The organism is Achromobacter sp. JD417 (assembly GCF_041879325.1).
In the GTDB taxonomy this organism is placed as follows: domain Bacteria; phylum Pseudomonadota; class Gammaproteobacteria; order Burkholderiales; family Burkholderiaceae_B; genus Achromobacter; species Achromobacter mucicolens.
The window spans coordinates 1,776,966-1,796,060 of record NZ_CP087159.1 but is presented as its reverse complement, the minus strand read 5'-3'; the positions used below and the strand labels follow the sequence as shown (position 1 = coordinate 1,796,060).

Genomic DNA, 19,095 nt, shown 5'->3' with positions numbered 1-19,095 from the left:
TTTCCCCGGTCAGCGCCAAGGCACCTTGCGATTCAGATGATGACGCGCGTAAAGGTCCGCGCCCATGCCGTCGATCTGACCATCGATCAACGCCTCGAACGGCGCCAGCAGCGCGTCGAAGTTGCGCGGCGCCTCGATGGCATTGAGCGCGTGCGTCACGGCCTCGATGGTGGACAGTGCGCCCGGCACATCGGCATGGCGCACACGGTAGCGCGTCGACAGGCCCGGCGGCAGCATGACGCGCGGCAGCGCGGCAAGCGCCGGGTTGATGTGCAGCAGTTTGCGCGCATGCCCCCACGTGCCGTCCGGCACGATCAGCCGGATGGGCGTGTCCATGTCCTGGCCATAGCCCGGCGTCAGCACGTCGGCGCCCTTTCCCGGAAACAGCAGGCGCGGCGCGTACCCCGGCGCTGCCCAATCCGCCTCGGAAAAATATTCACCGACGACACGGCGCGCGCCCGCGATTCCCAGCACTGCCAGACGCGCCGTGTTCAGCGCGTGGCGCGCTTCGCTGGGATGCTGCAGGACCACCACGCTGGTGCGGCAGGACAACGACGGGATCAGGGCGCAAAGGCAATGCGACAGCGGGCGCAGACAGCGCGTACAGAGGGATCGAGACATGGCCGACACTATATCGAAAGCGGACCGCACAAAAAAAGTGAAAAAAATGCAGACGAAGTTGCACACTTCAAAAAAAGTGTGCATAATCTCGTTCCTCTGCTGCTGAACACGAAACGGACGCGAAAGCGACGCAACATGTAAAGCAACAGCGCCCAGGTGGCGGAATTGGTAGACGCGCACGGTTCAGGTCCGTGTGCCGCAAGGTGTGGAGGTTCGAGTCCTCTCCTGGGCACCAATTACTACATCACGAGGTACCTGTCGTGATGCGCCAAAAGAAAAACCCCGAATGCGAAAGCGTTCGGGGTTTTTGCTTTGTGCGCGCCACAATGCAGAGGGCGAGGCGCCGCCGCGCATCGGCTGCGGCGCACGCCTCCAGCGCGGCGCGCTACTTCAACGTGCGCGTCATCACCACGTGCGGAATTCCGGCCTCGACGAACTCTTCGCCTTCGGCCTTGAAGCCATGCGCTTCGTAAAAGCCCGCGGCGTGCGTCTGGGCATGCAACACCAGCATGCGGTGGCCGTCGCCGTGCCCCTGCCCGATCAGCGCATCGAGCAACTGCCCGCCCACGCCCATTCCGCGCGCGCGCTTGTGAACCGCCATGCGGCCAATGTGTCCGTCGGGCAACAGGCGCCCCGTGCCCATCGGCGTGCCATCGGGTCCATACGCCACGGCATGCACCGACACCGCGTCGTCGTCATCCATCTCGATTTCCGGCGGCACGTTCTGCTCGACCACGAAAACCGCGTGGCGCACCGAATAAGCGTCGTCGCGCAAGCGATCCCAGGTTCCCAGCGCAATACGCACCGTTGCTTCTTTGTTGGCCGACATGTCCTACCCCTACGTTGCAGCAAATGAATAACTGAATCCTACGCCGCATTTTCGCAAGGATGAAGAAGGTGCGAAAAGGGGTACGATCGCGGCTTGCCCTTGCCGCCCTTGGTCCGCCATGACGCCTGCCGCGCCCCCTGCCTGGTTGAAAGCCGCACCCGCGCTCTTTCTCGTACTGTGGTCCAGCGGCTTTGTCGTGCTCAAGGTGGGCCTGGCCTATGCCGATCCGCTGACGTTCCTGGCGTTGCGCTACGCATGCGTCGTGTTGATCCTTGCGCCGCTGCTGCTGGCGCTGCGGCCGCCGCTGCCCACGCGGGCCAGCGCATGGGGTCACCTGGCGATGGTGGGCCTGCTGCTGCAGGCCGGCTACTTCTGCTTCACCTACCTCTCGCTCAAGCAGGGAATGTCGGCGGGCGGCGTGGCCCTCATCACCTCGCTTCAACCCATCCTCATCGGCCTGCTGGCGCCCGCGCTCGCGCATGAACGCGTCGACGCCAGGCGGTGGGCCGGCCTGGCGCTGGGGGTGGCGGGCGCCGCGCTCGTGATCGTGGCCAAGGCCTCGATCGACGTGCTGGCGCCGCTGGGGCTGGGATTCGCGGTGGGCGCGCTGCTCTGCCTCACGGGCGGCACGCTCTACGAAAAGCGCTTCGGCACGCAGATCCATCCCGTCGCCTCCAACTTCGTCCAGTATGGCGTGGGCCTTGCCGTGTCCGCGCCGTTGGCATTCTGGCTGGAACCCATGCGCATCGAATGGACCGGCCCCTTGCTCGGCTCGCTCGCCTATCTGGTCGTCGGCAACTCCCTGGTCGCCATCACCCTGCTGCTGGCCATGATCCGCCATGGCGAGGCCTCGCGCGTGTCAGCGCTGTTTTTCCTGGTGCCGCCCTGCACGGCGATCATTGCGCTGCTGATCCTGCGCGAACCCATTCCCCCGCTGGCCTGGCCTGGCATGGCGCTGGCCGCGCTGGGCATCCTGCTGGTGACCCGCAAGCCGGCCAGCGACGCCAAGTAGAATGACCGCCTTTCCGCCCTTGCGCCCTCGCCCATGAACGCCGTCGTCACCGCCGCCCTGCCGGTCTTTGCGCTGATACTGACCGGCTGGCTGGCCGCCCGCTGGCGCATCCTGGGCACCCACGCGACCGACGCGCTGAATCGCTACGTGGTGTACCTGTCCTTGCCCGCGCTGCTGTTCCGCGCCATGACGCAGGTGGACCTGGCGCAGATGGCGCACTGGGGCTTCGTCGGCGCGTTTGCGGGCGGCATCGCCATCACGTTCGTGGTTTCGTTCCTGGCGCGCGGGCGCCGCGCGCAGACGCTCACCGACCGCAGCATCGAAGGCCTGGCGGCGTCCTACGCCAACGCCGGATACATGGGCATTCCGCTGTGCCTGGCGCTGCTTGGCGCCGACAGCCTGGCGCCCGCCACTTTCACCACGCTGCTCACCGCAAGCGTGCTCTTCGGATTTGCCATCGCTCTCATCGAGTTCGATCGGCAGCAGACGCCCAACCTGCCCGCGACGCTGCTGAAAGTAGGCCGCGCCCTGATCCGCAATCCGCTGCTGGCCGCCCCGGTCCTTGGCCTTGCGTGGGCGGCCACTGGTGCCCGTCTGCCCGAAGGCGTCGACCGCTATGTGGCCTTGCTGGGCGCGTCCGCCAGCCCGTGCGCGCTGGTGACCATCGGCCTTTTTCTGGCGCAGACGGAAACCGCGGCCTCCGGACCGGGCGTGATGCGCCTGGTGCTGGGCAAGCTGCTCCTGCAACCGGCCGCGACTGCGGTGCTGGCGTTCTACGTGTTCTCGATGCCGCCGCTGTGGGCCTGGACGGCCGTGCTGATGAGCGCGCTGCCCATCGGCACCGGACCGTTCATGCTGGCCAAGATGTATGGACGCGACGCCCGCGTGACCTCGCGCGCCATCCTGGTCAGCACCGTGGCATCGGTGGTGACGGTCAGCCTGCTCGTCGCGTGGATCAGCGCGCACCCCGTCTCGTGAACTCACCAGTGGCTCTATATAACTTGAAGTTATTGCTAAAGCACGAATCCTTGGTTTGAGATATTTACTGACAGGACTAGACTGACGTCCATTCCCACGGGTGCGCCTTTCGCACCCGTTTGCATTTACGACTTGATCCTCGGGATTTTCATGAGCGCCAACGCCTCCTCCCTGCCGCTGCCCTCGGCCCTGCCGCCCATCCACATCAATCGCAAGCCGCTCTGGATTGCGGTGCTGCTGGTCCTGGCCGGCGCCCTGTACCTGAACCAGACCGTCAGTTGGCGCCAGGGCGCGCTGTGGGTGGTCGGCGCACTGCTTGGCGTCACGCTGTACCACGCGTCGTTCGGTTTCACGCAAGCCTGGCGCGTGTTCGTGTCGGACCGCCGCGGTGCCGGCCTGCGCGCGCAGATGCTGATGCTCGCCGTGGGCGTGCTGCTGTTCTTTCCCTTTCTGGCCGCCGGCACGCTGTTCGGTCAGCCGGTCAACGGCTTCGTGTCGCCCCCGGGCGTCTCGGTCCTGCTGGGCGCGTTCCTGTTCGGCGTCGGCATGCAGCTGGGCGGCGGATGCGCGTCGGGCACGCTCTTCGCGGTGGGCGGCGGCAACACCCGCATGGTGGTGACACTGCTGTTCTTCATCGTGGGCTCGGTCATCGCCACGGCCAACTTCGGCTGGTGGTCCAGCCTGCCGGCGCTGGCGCCCACGTCGCTCATCAAGACGTGGGGCCTGGTGCCCGCGATCCTCGTCAATCTGGCCGTCTTTGCGCTGATCGCCTGGATCGCCACCACGCTGGAAAAGCGCCGTCATGGCCACGTGATCTCCTTCGCCTCGCGCACGGCTCGCCCCGTTTCGCTGCTGCAGGGTCCGTGGCCCCTCGTGTGGGGCGGCGTGGCGCTCGTCGTGCTGAACTTCGCAACGCTGGCGTTGGCCGGACGCCCCTGGGGCATTACGTCCGCCTTCGCCTTGTGGGGCGCCAAGACGCTGGATGCCCTGGGCGGCGACGTCGCCACCTGGGCCTACTGGGCCAAGCAGCCGTCGCTGGCCGCGCCGCTGCGCCAGGATGTCACCACCGTCATGGACATCGGCCTCATGCTCGGCGCGCTGGCTGCCGCCAGCGCGGCCGGCAAGTTCGCCCCCGTCTGGAAGGTGCCGGCGCGCTCGCTCGCGGGCGCCGTGATCGGCGGCCTGCTGCTCGGCTATGGCTCGCGCCTGGCCTTCGGCTGCAACATCGGCGCCTACTTCAGCGGCATTCTGTCGGGCAGCCTGCATGCCTGGCTGTGGCTGCCTGCCGCGTTTGCCGGCAGCGCACTGGGCGTGCACCTGCGTCCGCTGTTCGGCCTGGCCGTCGAAAAGTCGCCGCCGGCGTCCAGCTGCTGAGAAACAGTGTTCCAACAATGGCCTCCTGATGCAGGAGGCCATTTTTTTTACCCCGCCGCCAGGCCAGTGAACATGCGCCTTTCAGGCTATCCCCCGGCTGCGCAAGGCCCGCGCCGGCGCGCGCGCGCACGGCCCGCCATTCATCCGGCAGCCAGCGGCCCTGGTGTATGGTTGCTGCATTCCGAAAAGCGGAGACGGACATGAACTGGATAGCCGGCCGATTCACGGCCTTTCTGTTGACCCTTGCAGGCGCGGCCATCACCGCGGCCCTGGCCGCCACCGCGTCCTTGTGGTGGCTTGCGGCAGCCGTGCCGCTGGCGCTGCTGGGCGCGCTGGGCGTGTACGACCTGATCCAGCCGCGGCATGCCATCCGCCGCAATTATCCAGTCATCGGCAACCTGCGATTCCTGTTCGAATTCATCCGCCCCGAGATCCGCCAGTACTTCCTGGAGGACGACACGCAGGCCTCGCCGTTTTCGCGCGCGCAGCGTTCCATCGTCTACCAGCGCGCCAAGCGCGAGATCGACAAGCGCCCATTCGGCACGCAGGAAGACGTCTACGGCGACCGCTACGAATGGATCAACCATTCCATGTCGCCCTCGCATATCAACGACACGGACTTTCGCGTCACCGTGGGCGGGCCCGACTGCACGCAGCCCTATTCCATGTCGGTGTTCAACGTGTCGGCCATGAGCTTTGGCGCGCTGTCGGCCAACGCGGTGCTGGCCCTGAACGAAGGCGCGCGGCAAGGCGACTTTGCGCACGACACCGGCGAAGGCGGCATCAGCCGCTACCATCGCCAGCCGGGCGGCAGCCTCGTCTGGAACATCGGCTCGGGCTATTTCGGTTGCCGCGACGAGCACGGCGCGTTTTCGGAAGAAGCGTTTGTGCGCAACGCCTGTACGCCGCAGGTCAAGATGATCGAGATCAAGCTGTCGCAAGGCGCCAAGCCGGGCCACGGCGGCATCCTGCCGGCGGGCAAGGTGACGATCGAAATCGCCGAGGCGCGGGGCGTGGCGCCTTGGCAGGACTGCAATTCGCCCGCCAGCCATTCCGCGTTCGACAGTCCGATCGGCCTGATGAAATTCGTGGCGCGCCTGCGCGAGCTCTCCGGCGGCAAGCCCGTCGGCTTCAAGTTCTGTGTGGGGCATCCCTGGGAGTGGTTCGCCATCGTCAAGGCGATGCTTGAAACCGGCATCACCCCGGACTTCATCGTGGTGGACGGCGCGGAAGGCGGCACGGGCGCGGCGCCCGTGGAATTCGTGGATCACGTGGGTACGCCGCTGCGCGAGGCGCTGCGGCTCGTGCACAACACGCTGATCGGCGTGAACCTGCGCGACCGCATCAAGCTGGGCGCGTCCGGCAAGATCATCACTGCGTTCGACATGGCCCGCGTGATGGCGATGGGCGCCGACTGGTGCAACGCCGCGCGCGGCTTCATGTTTGCCATCGGCTGCATCCAGGCCCAGGCCTGCCACACCGGCAAATGCCCCACCGGCGTCACCACGCAGGATCCGCTACGGCAACGCGCGCTGGTGGTGCCGGACAAGGCGCAGCGCGTGGCCAATTTTCACAAGAACACGCTGCATGCACTTGCCGAACTGCTGGCCGCGGCTGGCCTGACCCACCCGGGCCAGTTGCGCCCGCACCATATCGCGCGACGCATCTCGCCCAGCGAAATCCGCCTCTTGTCCGCGCTGTTTCCGGAGCTGGCGCCTGGCGAGCTGCTGCGCGGCGAGTTCCGGCACCAGGTCTTCCGTGCAGGCTGGGCGATGGCGCAGGCGCAGTCGTTTCAGCCCACCCACGACATCACCACGGCCCTGGCGCGCGAGCACGCTGCACAGGCCGCCGCGGCCGGCAACTCCTGAACGGCGCTGACGGGCGGCGCGGACAGGATCCGAGCCACCCGCGCACCCGCTACAACCAGCGCTCGAACATGCGCGAGAACGACTCCATGAAGCGGTCGTCCAGGCCGCGCTCCTTCCAGGCCTCGGGCGTCACCTGCACGGCATCGGCCACGTCGCGCTGGAACAGCGCCTCCATCTCGGCCGCGAACTCCGGTCCCAGCACCACGGCGTTGATCTCGTAGTTCAGCGCAAAGCTGCGCCAATCCATGTTGCTGGATCCCACGGTCGACCAGACGCCATCGACCACCGCCGTCTTCGCATGCAGCAAGGCGTCACGGCGTTCGTAGATCTTCACGCCCGAGCGCAGCAGATCGGTGTAGTGCGAACGCCCGGCATGAAACACCAGCGACGAGTCGCTAAAGCCCGGCAGCACCAGCACCACGTCCACCCCGCGCCGCGCCGCGGATTGCAGCACCTCGATGAACGCCGGATCCGGCACGAAGTACGCCATCGTGATGTGAATGGATTTCTGCGCGCTTTCGAACGCCGACATCAACGTCAGATAGACCGTGTAGCCGTCGCTGCGATCGGGCTGGTTCGCAAGGATGCGGACGGCGGTGTCGCCGACCGCCGGCGCAACGTGCGAATCGCCGCCCTTGATGGGCTCCTTGGCCTGCGATGCCCAGCCGGCCTGCAACACCTGTTCCAGCTGCGCCACCGCCGGCCCTTCGATGCGCAGGTGCGTGTCGCGCCAGGGCGCGGAGTCGGCATCCTTGGCGGGCGCGCCCGCCTTGGCGCCCGAGCCGCCGCCGGATCCCGACGACCCGGAGCCGCTTCCGCCCGAGAACGAAGACGACTCGTACACGCTACTGACGTTGATGCCGCCCAGATAGCCCACCTTGCCGTCGACGACCAGCACCTTGCGATGGTTGCGCTGATTCGGCGACCAGCCGGCGCGCGCGTTGACCGGATTGACGGGATTGAAGACCGCCACCTGCACGCCCGCGTCGCGCATGCGCTGGAAGAGGTCATCGGGCGTCTTGATCGTGCCGACCGCGTCCACCATCAGCGACACCTCGGCGCCGCGGTTGCGCGCCGCGATCAGCGCGTCTGCAAAGCGATTGCCCTCCGCATCGTCGTCGAAAATGTAGGTTTCCATGTGCACGTAGCGGCGCGCCTGAGCGATGGATTGGAGCATCGCCTTGTACGTGCTGGGTCCGTCGGCAAGCAGGCGCACACGATTGCCCTTGGCCAGCGGCGCGCCGCTGACCGCCTGCTCCACCGCCAGGTGCCGTGCAAGAAAATCATCCTTGGGGGTTTGAGGGTCCGCTGCAATGCCCTGCCCGCGACGATAGCTGTCCTGTGCCGCATCCGCGGACAGGCCTGCTTGCGCGGCGCGCGCGTGCCGCTCCTGCGCGTCGGGGACGCTGGCGCAGGCGGCGAGCACGGACGCGACGCACGCAAACAGGACGGCGCGCGCCCAGCGGCGCGCGTCGATCGTCAGTTCTTGCAGGGCATTGCGCGGCCCACCCCGGCTCAATGCCGGTAATGGGCTCATGATGCGTCTCTAGCGTCGATTACCCGCCACGAAAATGCAGCCGAGCACGGCGCCCACTATCGCCGCCACGCCGACCGACTTCCATGCATTCTCATGCACGTATTCGTCCGCGTAGGCGGTGGCCCGGCGGGCTCGTTCGCGGGCGACGCCTTCCCAGCCGCCAGCGGATTCACGCGCATCGGCGAGCTGGCGCTTCAAGCGCGCGCGCGCCGCTTCGATTTCGGAGCCCGTATACGACGCGGTCGAACGCAACAGATCTTCCGTGCCGGCGAGCAGCTCGTGGAAGCTGTCATTCACGCGTTCACGATGCAAAGCCATTTCAGCGCGCTGGTGCTTTCGATTCATGCTAGCTCCTTGGATTTTTTCTTGGAAGTCCCATTGTCCACACCAACGGGCCAAAACTGCCCGAGCTTTCGCAACCAGCGGTAAACCGATATTTCAGCGGCCCGAAACTTGCTGATGGCGGAGTCGGGGCGCCTGCGCGTGACCTCGCAGCCCCTTCCCGTATTCCGCCAAACGCGGTTTCGATTTCGTAAAAGTCCATTGCATTCAGAGGCCTGGCGCTTGACACGCAAACCCCCTCAGCCGCCACAATGAGTCTTTGCAATGCGCTTCAACCGCCCCAAAAAGGAACTGAACGCATGGTTTCTCCCTCCGCACTCCTTGCCGCCGTCGCCCCCGAATTCATCGCGCAGGAGCCGCAGCACTCCAGCGCCGAGCAGATCGAATTGCACGAAGGGCTGCTAGACAGTGCCGCCCACATCGATCCCAAGTTCCTGTACGACGCACTCGGCTCGTCGCTGTTCACGGCCATCACGCAACTGCCCGAATACTATCCAACGCGGTGCGAAGACGAGATCTTTCAGCGCCACGGCAAAGATATCGCGCGCCACGTCGGCCCCGTGCAGGCCATGATCGACCTGGGCGCCGGCGATTGCGTCAAGGCCGAGCGGCTGTTCGCCAGCTTGCGGCCCAGCCACTATGTGCCCGTCGATATCTCGGCCGACTATCTGCAGGCAGCCGTGCGGCGCCTGAAGCTTTCGTATCCGGACATGCGGATCACGGCTGTCGGCCAGGATTTCTCGCATGAACTGGCGATGCCCGAAGGCGTTCCGGCACAGCAACGATTGTTCTTCTATCCCGGCTCCAGCATCGGCAATCTGGGTCCCGATGCCGCGTATGCCATGCTGCGGCGCATCCGCGAAGCCTGTCCCGGCGGCGGACTCGTGGTCGGCGTCGATCGGGTCAAACCGAAGAGCGTGCTGGAACCGGCGTATGACGACGCCCTGCACCTGACGGCGGCGTTCAACCTGAATCTGCTGCGCCACGTGAACACCGTGCTCGGCAGCGATTTCAATGTCGATGACTGGCGCCACGTGGCGCTCTTCAACAGCGAACGTTCGCGTGTCGAAATGCACCTGGAGGCGCAGCGCGCCGTGCGCGTTGCCTGGCCCGGCGGCCATCGCGAGTTCAAGGCCGGCGAACGGATCCACACCGAGAACTCCTACAAATTCACGCCGCAAGCCTTCAGCGATCTGCTTCACCGCGCGGGCTTTCGCGACATCGCGCACTGGTCGGACGCCCGCGACTGGTTTTCTGTTTTCAGCGCCCGCGCCTGACGCAGGGCGCCCACGATTCTGGAGATATCCCCATGGACCCCGCATGCCTGCTGACTCATCCCGCCATCGGGCCTTATGCCAGCGGACAAGCCGGACAGCACGACCGGTACGACGCCGTACGCTCCACCACCGCCGCCCTGGCCGCGCCCTTGAGCCCGGAGGATTGCCAGGTGCAATCCATGCCCGATTGCAGTCCGGTCAAATGGCATCTGGCGCACACCACCTGGTTCTTCGAGACCTTCCTGCTCGCGCGCTATGACGCGTCCAGCCCGCCCTTCCATCCGCAATACCGGATGCTTTTCAACTCCTATTACAACGCCGTCGGCGCAAAACATCCGCGCCCCCAACGCGGCCTGTTGTCGCGCCCGCCGCTGTCGGAAGTGCTGCAATACCGGCAACATGTCGACCAAGCGATGCACGCGCTGATCTCGCGCCTGGGCGGCAACGATCCCGAATTCGACGCGCTGCTCGAGCTTGGCCTCAATCATGAGCAACAGCATCAGGAACTGATCCTGACCGATCTGAAGCACATGCTGTCGGCCAACCCGCTCAGGCCTGCTTACGTCGCGCCGGGCCAGCCCGCGCAGCCGCCCGCTACGACACCGGGCTGGACCCGGTACGATGGCGGCATCACCCGCATCGGCCACGACGGACGCGGCTTCGCCTTCGACAACGAAGGGCCGGCCCACGACGTCCTGCTGACGCCCTTCTCCCTGTCCGATCGCCTCGTGACACAGGGCGAATACCTGGCCTTCATGCAGGACGGCGGGTATCAGCGGCCCGAACTGTGGCTCTCGATGGGGTGGGACATGGTGAGCGCACAAGGCTGGCGCGCCCCGCTGTATTGGGAAAGCTCGGACGATGCGTGGCGTGTCTTCACGCTGCGCGGCATGCAGGACCTGGAGCTGCACGCCCCGGTCACGCACGTCAGCTACTTCGAGGCCGACGCCTACGCCCGCTGGGCCGGCGCGCGCCTGCCGCGCGAAGCGGAATGGGAACACGCCGCGCGCCAGTTGTCGGAAGACACCTATTCGGCCCGCGCGAACATGCTTGAAAACGGTCACCTGGACACGCGCCCCGCCCCGGCGCGCCACAGCTCGGGCGGTCCCGTGCAATTGTTCGGCGACGCGTGGGAATGGACCTCGAGCGGCTATGACGCCTATCCGGGCTTTCAGCCCAGCGCAGGCGCCGTCGGCGAATACAACGGCAAGTTCATGTGCAACCAGTACGTGCTGCGGGGCGGCTCGTGCGCGACGCCGCGCGATCACATCCGGCCCAGCTACCGCAACTTCTTTCCGCCCGAGGCGCGCTGGCAGTTCTCGGGCATCCGCCTGGCGCGGGATGCTTGAAGGGCGGCGCGCGACTGCACCAGCAGCACTGGCTGCACAAGGCGTCCAGACCGGCCGAAAAAATTTGGCCTGCGCCCACTTGCACTCCAAAAAAACTTCGTGCTAGAATTTCGTTCTTCGTTGATCGGCACTTGCAACGCAAACCGAACGGCGAAAAAAGATGGCGCATTAGCTCAGCCGGTTAGAGCGACGGAATCATAATCCGCAGGTCCCCTGTTCGAATCAGGGATGCGCCACCAAGAAATTTAAAAGGGCCCGCACACTGTGCGGGCCCTTTTGCATTCGGGCGGATTATCTCCACCCGAAGCACCACGTTAAACCCGATAGACCGCATCGCGGCGGCGGCCGCCCCAGGTGGCAGCCAGGCTCGCCACGAACGCGCCGATCAGCATCGATGCAAAGCCCCACAACGCGAACGCCGCGGCAGCCTTGCGGGCTGCGTCTGCAGCTTCCTTAGCCTTCACCTTGGCTTCTTCCGCGGTCTTCTTGGCGTTCTGGATCGCCTCGTCGACGCGGCGCTGCGCCACGGCGGGCTCCACACCGGCCTGCGCGGCCACGACCTTCACGACGTAGTCGCGATCGGCCGGCGTCATGTCGCCGCGGGTGATGCTCATGGCGACGATGCGGCCAACTTCGGCACGCGCCGCTTCAGGATCGGTGTTGGCCTCGGGACGTTCCGAGCGCATCAGGGTGTCGGTGAGATAGTCGGTTGCGCGCTCCATGCCACCGCCACTGCTCGCACCGGCAGCGCCGGCCGTCGCCGCCGCGGTTGCCGCCGTGCCGGCCGTGGCCGCCACCGAAGCGCCGGCCTTGGCAACGCCGGAAGCCATCGACGCGAGCGCGGAACCCAGCAGCGCGGCGCTGACCACGGCGCTCAGCGCCCAGACCAGAAAGCCGTGCGCGGTGTCGCGAAAGTAGACCTCATCGGAATGCACGTCGACCCATTTCGTCCGCAGGCGCCCGGCGACATAGCCGCCGATGCCGTACGAAATGATCTGCGTGAGCAGCATCCAGACAATGATGCCAATGCCGATGGCGGGGGCCGACACGCCCTCCTCACCCCAGGGCGAAACGGACAGAAAACCGAGGCCGGTGCCGCCGGCAAACAATGCAAGCGACAGCGCCGCGGCGATCACCGCGCCGGCGAATACCGCCGCCCACGACACGGCCGAAATGGCGGACTCACGTGGAGGCACGCCATCGGCATAAGGTTGGCTCAATGAAGACGTATTTTGCATGATCGATCCTTGTCCAGAGACTTACGCAGCCGCGCACGCGCGGGTGCCAAAGCGGAAATGACGCACTGGCATTCAGTGCCAGAACAGAGCCAGCAGGATGATGATGGGAATGGGCACGCCGAGCAGCCACAACAGGATTGAGCGCATGGAAACCTCCTTGCTTCGATGAAGGGATCGGAATTGAAGTAATGCTGGCCGCAATCAGGCCAGGTCGATGGTGCCGGGCGCGCGGGGATCCGGCGCGGGCGGCGTGGGGTCGATGACGTCGGGGTTGTCCGTGGGACGGCCCGGGTCCGGACGCGGATCGTCCGCAGGCGGGTTTCCCGGGAGCGCCGGATCGTCAGGCGTGAGATCGTCCGGTTGACCGGGCTCTCGATGCGGGATCTGGGACATGATTGCCTCTCCTCAAGCAGCGCAAGATGCGCCTTGCATGAGCATCAGCAAATGGCGTGCCCAAGACCGGTAAACGGCCGGGCGCCATGGAAGGACAGCGCGCGGCGTCAGTCCTTGCGCTTGCCGCCGCTTGGGGCTGGCGCGCGTTCGGACGTGCCATACGCGAGAAATGCAAGCACGGCGGCCTTGCCGGCCGTCGACGCTTCATCCTGGCTGGGATATCGCCTGTCCGAGTAATTGGTGCTGCGCACATTGCCGGATTCGGGATCGAGCAAGGTAATGATCCACGCAAACTCGCCGGGCGAAAGCTGGCGGACCTGCAAGGTGGCGCGCGTGCCAGGGCGTAGTTTTTGCGGCATCTGTCGGCCTGTCGGGTGTTTTGATCACGCCATCGTAGCGCAATCGCGCCGCGTTGCCGAAGCCTGTTCCGCCGTCAGAAATTGCTGCGACCGCACACGATTTTCATGCTGCACACTGCGCGGCAAATACGCCACAAAGCCACCCGCCGGCAAGGAAAACCCTAGGGTGCAGTCTCGCAATACAGGCGCACAATCGACACAAACATCAAGACCGCTCAGCGGCGCCGCATCCCCTAAATCAGGCGAGGACGGAGACAACATGACTTACGTAGCAGTTTTCATGAGCTGTTTGATGGTTATGGGTATCGTCGCGTTGGTGGTTCAAACGATACGAAGCGCAGGGCCCGAGCCCTTGCTGAAGATATCGGCGGCGATTGTCAGTTCCACTTTTGCATCGTTGCTGCTGGTTCCCTTGGGGTTCGCAGTCGCCCTGACGATGCTCGTCGAGTAAATCTCCCCCTCTCAGGACACGGCCCGGACTATCCGTTGCGGGCCGGTCTGCCGCGCGTCGCTGCCCAGCACAACAATGAACCGGCGGTGACCATTGCCACGCCCTGCCAGAACGGCAGGGTTAGCGGCGTGGATAGCCACAGCGCGGCAAAGAAGGTGGAGAAGACCGGCGTGAAGTACGACGCGGTAGCCAGCAGGGTCAGGTTGCCCCGCAGTATTCCCACGTTCCACAGCGCATAGCCGCTTGCCATGGCGCCAGCGGCCACGCACAACTCGACCGTGGCGGGCGCGGCAAACACCAATGCGGGTTCCGCGCTGAACAGGTACTTGATCCACAAGACCGCTGCCGTGAGCATGAAAAACAGCGCGACGCCATTCTTGCCGTCCGCAAAGCGCTTGGTCACGTTGCAGTAAACGGCCCAGATGATGGCGCCGCTGAAGGCCAGTCCATAACTCAGAGGATTGCTCGACACATTCGCGGCGGTGCGTTCAATTGACAGCCCGCCCGTTCCGCCCACGACCCAGACGATGCCGCACACCGACAACAAGATGCCCGGCGCCACCCACCAGCTCGCCCGCTGCCCATTGATGAGCATGGCGAACACCACCGTCAGGCATGGCCACAGGTAATTGACGATGCCCAGCTCGATGGCTTGCGCACGATCGGCCGCGAATCCCAGCGACAGCGACAGGCAAATCTCATAGGCCACGAACAGCAGGCTGCCCACGATGAGATACGACCGGGGAAACGTGCGCAGCTTGGGTAATCCCAGCAACAGCACCAGGAAGATGGACCCTCCCGTATAGATCAGCGCGGCGCCGCCAATGGGGCCGAAGTTTTCACTGACGCCCCGGATCAGGCCGACGACCGTGCCCCACAGCAGGATAGCCAGCAGCCCCAGGGTGGTGGCCGCGTTCCGGCCAGGATTCAATTGCATTACCGTTTCCGATTGCGCGCCGTGCATGCCCGGCAATCAGACCGGACCGGCGCCAAGGCGGCAAGTTTAGCGAAAACCCAACGGAGAAATAGCGGCATGGCCATTTCTACACGCAGGATGAGCGACGTGCTGGCAAGCACGGATTCGGGACGCCTTTACCGCATTGAAGTGTTCTTGCGGGCGGACGAAGCGGGCGCGAGCCCCATGCCGCTTGCCGCATCGCGCTACATACTCAGAACGTCCGAAGGCGACCCTGTCGTCGCGCTGGACGACAGGCGCTATCGCTTGAAATCGGGCGAGGTCCTGACCGCGCTGTCGCCGCGCCAGGATATGTGACGCGCATGGCGACGGGCTGCGGACCTACTGGTCCTGCGCCACCCGGCGCTTGCCCAGGCCCTTGGCGCGGTACAACGCCACATCGGCCCTCTCGAGCAACTGCAGCATGGTGGCGCCCGATTGGGGATACACCGCGATGCCGATGCTTGCCGACACCGCGACGCGCACGTTGGGATAAGGCAAGGACAGGCTCTCGACCAGGGCCTCGGCCACCAGCCGCGCGTTCTCCTGGTTGGCGCCCAGCAGCAGCACCGCGAATTCGTCGCCGCCCAGCCTTGCGGCCACGTCCGAGACCCGGATGGCGCTGGCCATGCGATCGGCCGCCTCTTTCAGGACCGTGTCGCCGGCCGCGTGCCCGTGCATGTCGTTGACCGCCTTGAAGCCGTCCAGGTCGATCGCCAGGATCGAGAACGAATCGCCGCTGCGCTGGGCGACCGCCAACTCACGCAGCACCAGTTCGCCGAACAGCACCCGATTGCACAGGCCGGTGAGCGGATCGTAGTGCGCCAGGTGCTGGGCGCGCGCCAGCTTGCGCGACGCCTGCAGCATGGCGGCGCCCACCTCCTGGGCTTCCTTGATGCGCGTGGCGGGCAGTTCCACGGTCCGGCCTTCGCCCAGCGCGAGCGCCGGCGCGACCAGCCCCTGCACGGCCAACGTGAGCCGGCTTGCAAGCCTGAGCGCCAGCCACAACCCCAAACCGAACGCGAACAACGTACCCAGACCAATCCACGCGATGGAGCGGTACAGGTCCGTGGTCAGCAACTGCATGGGTGCGCCGGCGGCGACCGTCCAGCCCGACAGCGTCGACCGGCTGAACGCGGTATAGACGGGCGTGCCTTCCTTGGTGATCGTCTCCAACGAGCCTTCGCCTTCCTGCTGCACGGCGCGGGCCAGCGCCGGCACCGCCTTCTGGCCCACAAATTTGGAGGTGTCGCGGGTGCGGGCGATGATGGTTCCCGAGCCGTCCAGCACGGCGGCCACCCAGCCCTCGGGCAGGGCGCGGCGGCCCAGGACGTTGCCGATGCGCTCGGGTGACAGTCCCACGTTCAGGCTGTACACCACCTCTCCGTCCCGCACGACCGGCACGCCCAGCGCGATGGTGGGGTCCTTGGTCAGGCCGCCGGTGAACAGGCTTGTCAGCACCGGCATGCGCGTCAGGAAGACGCGGCCCAGTTCATCGGGCGCCCTGCCGGTTGGCAAGGCCGTGCCGTAGGGCACCTGCGTGTTGATGATCTGCCGGCCTTCCTTGTTCGTCAGCACGTAAGTGTCGGCGATCTGAAAGCGCACGGACTCGCGCGCGCGCCGATGGAAACCGGCGAGATCGCCCTCGACCAGATCCGGCGAAGACGCCAGCATCTGCAAACCGGCTTCTACGCCGGTGAGCTCGCGATCCAGGATCGCCGTGAGATTGCGCGCCAGGAAGATCGTATCGCGGAAGATCCGCTCTTTCTGGATGACGTAGCTTTCGTAGACGGCAACGGTCGCCACGATGAGGGCCGGGGTAATACAGGCAAAGACGAGGGCAAGCAGACCCGTCCGCATGGAATAGCGGCGCGCCCGGCCGCGGCGCACGCCAGCAACCGTTTCGCCGTCAGCCATGGCGCGGCCTGCCCCTCGGTCTGCCCCTCGGTCTGCCCATCGCCCTGCTATCTCTCTTCCAGGTCGGGCGTGCCTGAAAACTGGCTCTTGAGCAGCGTCAGCGCACCTTTTTCAGCCAGCGCTTCGTTGGGGAACACGTGCTTGGTGTCTTCGAGGACCGGAAAGCCGAAGACGCGCACGCGTGTGTGGTACCCCTCGGGCGTTTCGGCGAACTCAATGTCGAAATTGCGTTCCTCGATCCAGCCCGACCGATGCAGTTTCCATTCCATATCCGGCGCGCTCCTGTTTGGCGAAGTTGACACGAAAGGCCGGCCGCGGTCCGGCCAGCGCTGCTACACCTTACACCCGGCCGGGCGCACGCGGGCGCCCGGCGAGGTCATTCGTCGCGCGACTGGCGATCCCTGGCAAGCGCCGCCTGCGCACGCGCGCCGGCGCGCCCGGCCGCCGGCGGCGAACCGGCCACGGGGTTGCCCGGCAGCGGCGCGCTCACGGCGTGCATACCCCCCGGGTCGCCTGCCGCGGGCGAAAACAGATCCCAGCTTGCCATGAACAACGCCGCGATGAGCGGACCGATCACGAATCCGTTCAGCCCGAACAGCGCCATGCCGCCCAACGTGGAGATCAGGATCACGTAGTCCGGCATCTTCGTGTCCTTGCCCACCAGAATGGGCCGCAGCACGTTGTCGACCATGCCGATGACCAGCACGCCGAACGCAATGAGCACCGCGCCCTTGACCACGGCACCCGTCAGCAGGAAGTACACAGCCACCGGCGCCCAGATCAGCCCCGCCCCGATCGCGGGCAGCAGCGACAGGAAGGCCATGATGACGCCCCACAGCAGCGCACCCTGGATCGAGAGGATGGAAAAGATGATGCCCCCCAGCGCGCCCTGCGCCGCCGCGACGGCGACGTTGCCCTTGACGGTGGCGCGCACCACGGTCGTGAACTTGCGGAACAGGTGCTGCTTGTGCGTGTCGCTCAGCGGCACGGCACGGCGCAGTCGCGCCGACAGCAGCGGACCGTCGCGCAGCAGGAAGAACAGCAGATACAGCATGATGCCGAAGCTGACCACGAACTGGAACGTGTCCTGCCCGATGTTCAAGGCCTGGGTGGCCAGGAACTGGCTGGCCTGCATTGCACCGGCCGTCAGCTTGTCCTGCAGGCTGGCGATATCGGCCAGGTCGAAGCGCGCCAGCAATGCGTGCACGGACGGCGGCAGTGCGTCCATCGCCTGCTGGAAGTACGCGCCAAAGTTGATTTGCCCGGACTTGATGCTTTGGTAGAAATTCGCCCCTTCGTTCACGAGCGACCCGCTGATCACGACCAGCGGAAGAATCACCAGCAGCAGCACGAGCAGCAGCGTGATGAGCGCGGCCAGATTGCGCCGCCCGCCAATGCGCGCCACCAGACGGCGCTGCAACGGCGCGAAAAGAATGGCAAGAATGGTGCCCCAGAAGACGGCGCCATAGAACGGCCACAACAGCCAGCCGAACGCGATGGTGACCACCACGAGCAGGAGCACGAAGGTCCTGTAATGCACGCCTGAAGAATCGCTCATAGTCAGTCCAAGGCGCGGCATGCGCCGCAAGAGCCGCATTGTACAAAGCGCGGCCGGGCGCCGCTCGAATCGCGACAGGGCTGGCGCATGGCTAGGGCGAGGCCGAGCCCGCGCTGGCAGCTTGCAGCAGCGTTGCGCGCGCGGCTTCCAGCCCACCCGACTGCGCGTTCAATGCTTGCAACCGCTGGTTCAGCTCCTGCTGCAAGGTCGGCTTGGTCACCTTTGTTTGCCCATCTTCGAACTGGATGTCCGCGGCATTGGCCGCCACGAAGTCCGCAATGGCCAGCGCATCGCGGGCAATCGCATCCATCCTGGATGCCGTGTCGATCAATTCCTCGGCCGGCGCCGTCACCGCCTCGTCATAGACGCCGTCATAAACGGGCGCCAGGTCGGCGGGCAAGGCAAGATCCGCGCGCGCCTTGTCTGCCTTGCCGCGTGCCGCCTGGACCTGGGCGGCACTGCCGGCCAGCGTCTTGCGTGCGGCCTCCAGGCTGCCCCGGCGCGCCACGATCTCTTCAACGGACAGGATCGTCTCCACCGACAACACCTCGCGCAGGGGCGCCGCCGCCTTGGCCAAGGCCTCCTGGAAATCCGTCATGACCTCGTACGCGTCGTCGTAGCCGCCAATGGCTTCCTTTTCCAGCTTGCCCAGCATGCCGATCGGCACGAGCGTCACGTTGTTCATCCGCCCCTGCAGCAACTGTATGAATGCGGCGCGCTCCTGCGGTTCCTTATTGACGCACGCCGCCAGCAACATCGAGACGACCGCCATTCCTGTTACCCACGCGCGAACCCAAACCATGCGCATCCTGTTAGCACTCCGATTCCGCAGATTACGGCCGCACGGGGCGGGCCATTCCGGCAGATTATCCGGTAGCGCCGCCAACGGGGCCAGAAGGGGCGGAATTTGTTGCCATCGAAGCGAGTTGACACAGTGCGCGCCGCGCCGCGCGCCCGCCTCGCAGCCTTTACGCATCCTCTAAAATCGAACATTCGGCGGCCCGTTGCCGCCTTCTCTCATTGCCTTGGCTGACGAC

The 19,095-nt window shown here is 65.8% G+C and carries 20 protein-coding genes and 2 tRNA genes; 10 read left to right on the top strand and 12 right to left on the bottom strand.

Annotated elements, in window-relative coordinates:
* Positions 1–9 precede the first annotated feature (9 nt).
* The gene (locus tag LN047_RS08280) at positions 10–621 is read right to left on the bottom strand and encodes a tRNA-uridine aminocarboxypropyltransferase (protein WP_373981490.1); all 612 of its coding nucleotides are present in this window, start codon (positions 619–621) and stop codon (positions 10–12) included.
* A 150-nt stretch (positions 622–771) separates the two neighbouring features.
* Here LN047_RS08280 and LN047_RS08275 point away from each other — a divergent pair.
* Positions 772–856, top strand: a tRNA-Leu gene (locus LN047_RS08275).
* A 150-nt stretch (positions 857–1,006) separates the two neighbouring features.
* On the opposite strand, the gene LN047_RS08270 is transcribed toward LN047_RS08275, so the two are convergent.
* Positions 1,007–1,450 (bottom strand): GNAT family N-acetyltransferase, encoded by a 444-nt coding sequence (locus tag LN047_RS08270; RefSeq protein ID WP_056320068.1) that lies wholly within the window; start codon positions 1,448–1,450, stop codon positions 1,007–1,009.
* A gap of 118 nt (positions 1,451–1,568) precedes the next feature.
* Here LN047_RS08270 and LN047_RS08265 point away from each other — a divergent pair, with 118 nt between their 5' ends.
* From LN047_RS08265 to LN047_RS08250, 4 genes are all read left to right on the top strand, one after another.
* The gene (locus LN047_RS08265; RefSeq protein ID WP_056320063.1) at positions 1,569–2,462 is read left to right on the top strand and encodes a DMT family transporter; all 894 of its coding nucleotides are present in this window, start codon (positions 1,569–1,571) and stop codon (positions 2,460–2,462) included.
* 33 nt (positions 2,463–2,495) lie between these two features.
* A complete protein-coding gene (locus tag LN047_RS08260; protein WP_142049863.1) occupies positions 2,496–3,440 on the top strand; it encodes an AEC family transporter in 945 nt (314 codons plus the stop codon).
* Between the two features lie 150 nt (positions 3,441–3,590).
* Positions 3,591–4,814: a YeeE/YedE family protein gene (locus LN047_RS08255; RefSeq protein WP_373981489.1), complete on the top strand. Its 1,224-nt coding sequence runs from the start codon at positions 3,591–3,593 to the stop codon at positions 4,812–4,814.
* A gap of 200 nt (positions 4,815–5,014) precedes the next feature.
* Complete coding sequence (locus LN047_RS08250; protein ID WP_062838448.1) at positions 5,015–6,682, top strand: FMN-binding glutamate synthase family protein; 1,668 nt, start codon at positions 5,015–5,017, stop codon at positions 6,680–6,682.
* 49 nt (positions 6,683–6,731) lie between these two features.
* On the opposite strand, the gene LN047_RS08245 is transcribed toward LN047_RS08250, so the two are convergent.
* Positions 6,732–8,219 carry a phosphatidylserine/phosphatidylglycerophosphate/cardiolipin synthase family protein gene (locus LN047_RS08245; RefSeq protein WP_373981488.1) on the bottom strand — a complete coding sequence of 496 codons (1,488 nt, stop codon included), beginning with the start codon at positions 8,217–8,219 and terminating at the stop codon, positions 6,732–6,734.
* A gap of 9 nt (positions 8,220–8,228) precedes the next feature.
* Positions 8,229–8,564 (bottom strand): YqjD family protein, encoded by a 336-nt coding sequence (locus LN047_RS08240; RefSeq protein WP_056320053.1) that lies wholly within the window; start codon positions 8,562–8,564, stop codon positions 8,229–8,231.
* 296 nt (positions 8,565–8,860) lie between these two features.
* Here LN047_RS08240 and egtD point away from each other — a divergent pair, with 296 nt between their 5' ends.
* The 3 genes from egtD to LN047_RS08225 all read left to right on the top strand — a co-directional run bounded on the left by egtD (position 8,861) and on the right by LN047_RS08225 (position 11,426).
* On the top strand, positions 8,861–9,838 hold the full coding sequence (gene egtD, locus LN047_RS08235) for an L-histidine N(alpha)-methyltransferase (protein ID WP_373981487.1): 978 nt from the start codon (positions 8,861–8,863) through the stop codon (positions 9,836–9,838).
* Between the two features lie 32 nt (positions 9,839–9,870).
* Positions 9,871–11,187, top strand: a complete 1,317-nt coding sequence (gene egtB / locus LN047_RS08230) for an ergothioneine biosynthesis protein EgtB (RefSeq protein ID WP_373981486.1) — start codon at positions 9,871–9,873, stop codon at positions 11,185–11,187.
* 162 nt (positions 11,188–11,349) lie between these two features.
* Positions 11,350–11,426: transfer RNA gene (locus tag LN047_RS08225), tRNA-Met, on the top strand.
* A gap of 75 nt (positions 11,427–11,501) precedes the next feature.
* On the opposite strand, the gene LN047_RS08220 is transcribed toward LN047_RS08225, so the two are convergent.
* The 3 genes from LN047_RS08220 to LN047_RS08210 all read right to left on the bottom strand — a co-directional run bounded on the left by LN047_RS08220 (position 11,502) and on the right by LN047_RS08210 (position 13,177).
* Complete coding sequence (locus LN047_RS08220; protein WP_152383851.1) at positions 11,502–12,425, bottom strand: hypothetical protein; 924 nt, start codon at positions 12,423–12,425, stop codon at positions 11,502–11,504.
* Positions 12,426–12,626: 201 nt separating this feature from the next.
* On the bottom strand, positions 12,627–12,818 hold the full coding sequence (locus LN047_RS08215) for a hypothetical protein (RefSeq protein WP_056320045.1): 192 nt from the start codon (positions 12,816–12,818) through the stop codon (positions 12,627–12,629).
* 107 nt (positions 12,819–12,925) lie between these two features.
* Positions 12,926–13,177, bottom strand: coding sequence for a hypothetical protein (locus tag LN047_RS08210; RefSeq protein ID WP_373981485.1), 252 nt, complete (start codon positions 13,175–13,177; stop codon positions 12,926–12,928).
* Positions 13,178–13,436: 259 nt separating this feature from the next.
* Here LN047_RS08210 and LN047_RS08205 point away from each other — a divergent pair, with 259 nt between their 5' ends.
* Positions 13,437–13,628 carry a hypothetical protein gene (locus LN047_RS08205; RefSeq protein WP_062838453.1) on the top strand — a complete coding sequence of 64 codons (192 nt, stop codon included), beginning with the start codon at positions 13,437–13,439 and terminating at the stop codon, positions 13,626–13,628.
* 28 nt (positions 13,629–13,656) lie between these two features.
* Here the strand turns inward: LN047_RS08205 and yddG are convergent, their stop codons facing one another.
* The gene (gene yddG / locus LN047_RS08200; protein ID WP_373981484.1) at positions 13,657–14,565 is read right to left on the bottom strand and encodes an aromatic amino acid DMT transporter YddG; all 909 of its coding nucleotides are present in this window, start codon (positions 14,563–14,565) and stop codon (positions 13,657–13,659) included.
* Positions 14,566–14,661: 96 nt separating this feature from the next.
* Between yddG and LN047_RS08195 the strand changes: the two genes are divergently transcribed.
* A complete protein-coding gene (locus LN047_RS08195) occupies positions 14,662–14,901 on the top strand; it encodes a hypothetical protein (RefSeq protein WP_056320036.1) in 240 nt (79 codons plus the stop codon).
* A gap of 24 nt (positions 14,902–14,925) precedes the next feature.
* On the opposite strand, the gene LN047_RS08190 is transcribed toward LN047_RS08195, so the two are convergent.
* The 4 genes from LN047_RS08190 to LN047_RS08175 all read right to left on the bottom strand — a co-directional run bounded on the left by LN047_RS08190 (position 14,926) and on the right by LN047_RS08175 (position 18,860).
* Positions 14,926–16,500, bottom strand: a complete 1,575-nt coding sequence (locus LN047_RS08190) for a diguanylate cyclase (RefSeq protein WP_373981483.1) — start codon at positions 16,498–16,500, stop codon at positions 14,926–14,928.
* 47 nt (positions 16,501–16,547) lie between these two features.
* Entirely contained in the window at positions 16,548–16,769 is a 222-nt protein-coding gene (locus LN047_RS08185; RefSeq protein WP_152383847.1) for a hypothetical protein, read from the bottom strand.
* 107 nt (positions 16,770–16,876) lie between these two features.
* Positions 16,877–18,058: an AI-2E family transporter gene (locus LN047_RS08180; protein WP_373981482.1), complete on the bottom strand. Its 1,182-nt coding sequence runs from the start codon at positions 18,056–18,058 to the stop codon at positions 16,877–16,879.
* 91 nt (positions 18,059–18,149) lie between these two features.
* Positions 18,150–18,860, bottom strand: a complete 711-nt coding sequence (locus LN047_RS08175) for a DUF3053 family protein (protein ID WP_373981481.1) — start codon at positions 18,858–18,860, stop codon at positions 18,150–18,152.
* Positions 18,861–19,095: the final 235 nt, after the last annotated feature.

Bases quoted from the DNA above. Each gene is read 5' to 3' on its own strand.
- LN047_RS08280 (WP_373981490.1), bottom strand. From the start codon at position 621: ATGTCTCGATCCCTCTGTACGCGCTGTCTGCGCCCGCTGTCGCATTGC.
- LN047_RS08270 (WP_056320068.1), bottom strand. From the start codon at position 1,450: ATGTCGGCCAACAAAGAAGCAACGGTGCGTATTGCGCTGGGAACCTGG.
- LN047_RS08265 (WP_056320063.1), top strand. From the start codon at position 1,569: ATGACGCCTGCCGCGCCCCCTGCCTGGTTGAAAGCCGCACCCGCGCTC.
- LN047_RS08260 (WP_142049863.1), top strand. From the start codon at position 2,496: ATGAACGCCGTCGTCACCGCCGCCCTGCCGGTCTTTGCGCTGATACTG.
- LN047_RS08255 (WP_373981489.1), top strand. From the start codon at position 3,591: ATGAGCGCCAACGCCTCCTCCCTGCCGCTGCCCTCGGCCCTGCCGCCC.
- LN047_RS08250 (WP_062838448.1), top strand. From the start codon at position 5,015: ATGAACTGGATAGCCGGCCGATTCACGGCCTTTCTGTTGACCCTTGCA.
- LN047_RS08245 (WP_373981488.1), bottom strand. From the start codon at position 8,219: ATGAGCCCATTACCGGCATTGAGCCGGGGTGGGCCGCGCAATGCCCTG.
- LN047_RS08240 (WP_056320053.1), bottom strand. From the start codon at position 8,564: ATGAATCGAAAGCACCAGCGCGCTGAAATGGCTTTGCATCGTGAACGC.
- egtD (WP_373981487.1), top strand. From the start codon at position 8,861: ATGGTTTCTCCCTCCGCACTCCTTGCCGCCGTCGCCCCCGAATTCATC.
- egtB (WP_373981486.1), top strand. From the start codon at position 9,871: ATGGACCCCGCATGCCTGCTGACTCATCCCGCCATCGGGCCTTATGCC.
- LN047_RS08220 (WP_152383851.1), bottom strand. From the start codon at position 12,425: ATGCAAAATACGTCTTCATTGAGCCAACCTTATGCCGATGGCGTGCCT.
- LN047_RS08215 (WP_056320045.1), bottom strand. From the start codon at position 12,818: ATGTCCCAGATCCCGCATCGAGAGCCCGGTCAACCGGACGATCTCACG.
- LN047_RS08210 (WP_373981485.1), bottom strand. From the start codon at position 13,177: ATGCCGCAAAAACTACGCCCTGGCACGCGCGCCACCTTGCAGGTCCGC.
- LN047_RS08205 (WP_062838453.1), top strand. From the start codon at position 13,437: ATGACTTACGTAGCAGTTTTCATGAGCTGTTTGATGGTTATGGGTATC.
- yddG (WP_373981484.1), bottom strand. From the start codon at position 14,565: ATGCAATTGAATCCTGGCCGGAACGCGGCCACCACCCTGGGGCTGCTG.
- LN047_RS08195 (WP_056320036.1), top strand. From the start codon at position 14,662: ATGGCCATTTCTACACGCAGGATGAGCGACGTGCTGGCAAGCACGGAT.
- LN047_RS08190 (WP_373981483.1), bottom strand. From the start codon at position 16,500: ATGGCTGACGGCGAAACGGTTGCTGGCGTGCGCCGCGGCCGGGCGCGC.
- LN047_RS08185 (WP_152383847.1), bottom strand. From the start codon at position 16,769: ATGGAATGGAAACTGCATCGGTCGGGCTGGATCGAGGAACGCAATTTC.
- LN047_RS08180 (WP_373981482.1), bottom strand. From the start codon at position 18,058: ATGAGCGATTCTTCAGGCGTGCATTACAGGACCTTCGTGCTCCTGCTC.
- LN047_RS08175 (WP_373981481.1), bottom strand. From the start codon at position 18,860: ATGGTTTGGGTTCGCGCGTGGGTAACAGGAATGGCGGTCGTCTCGATG.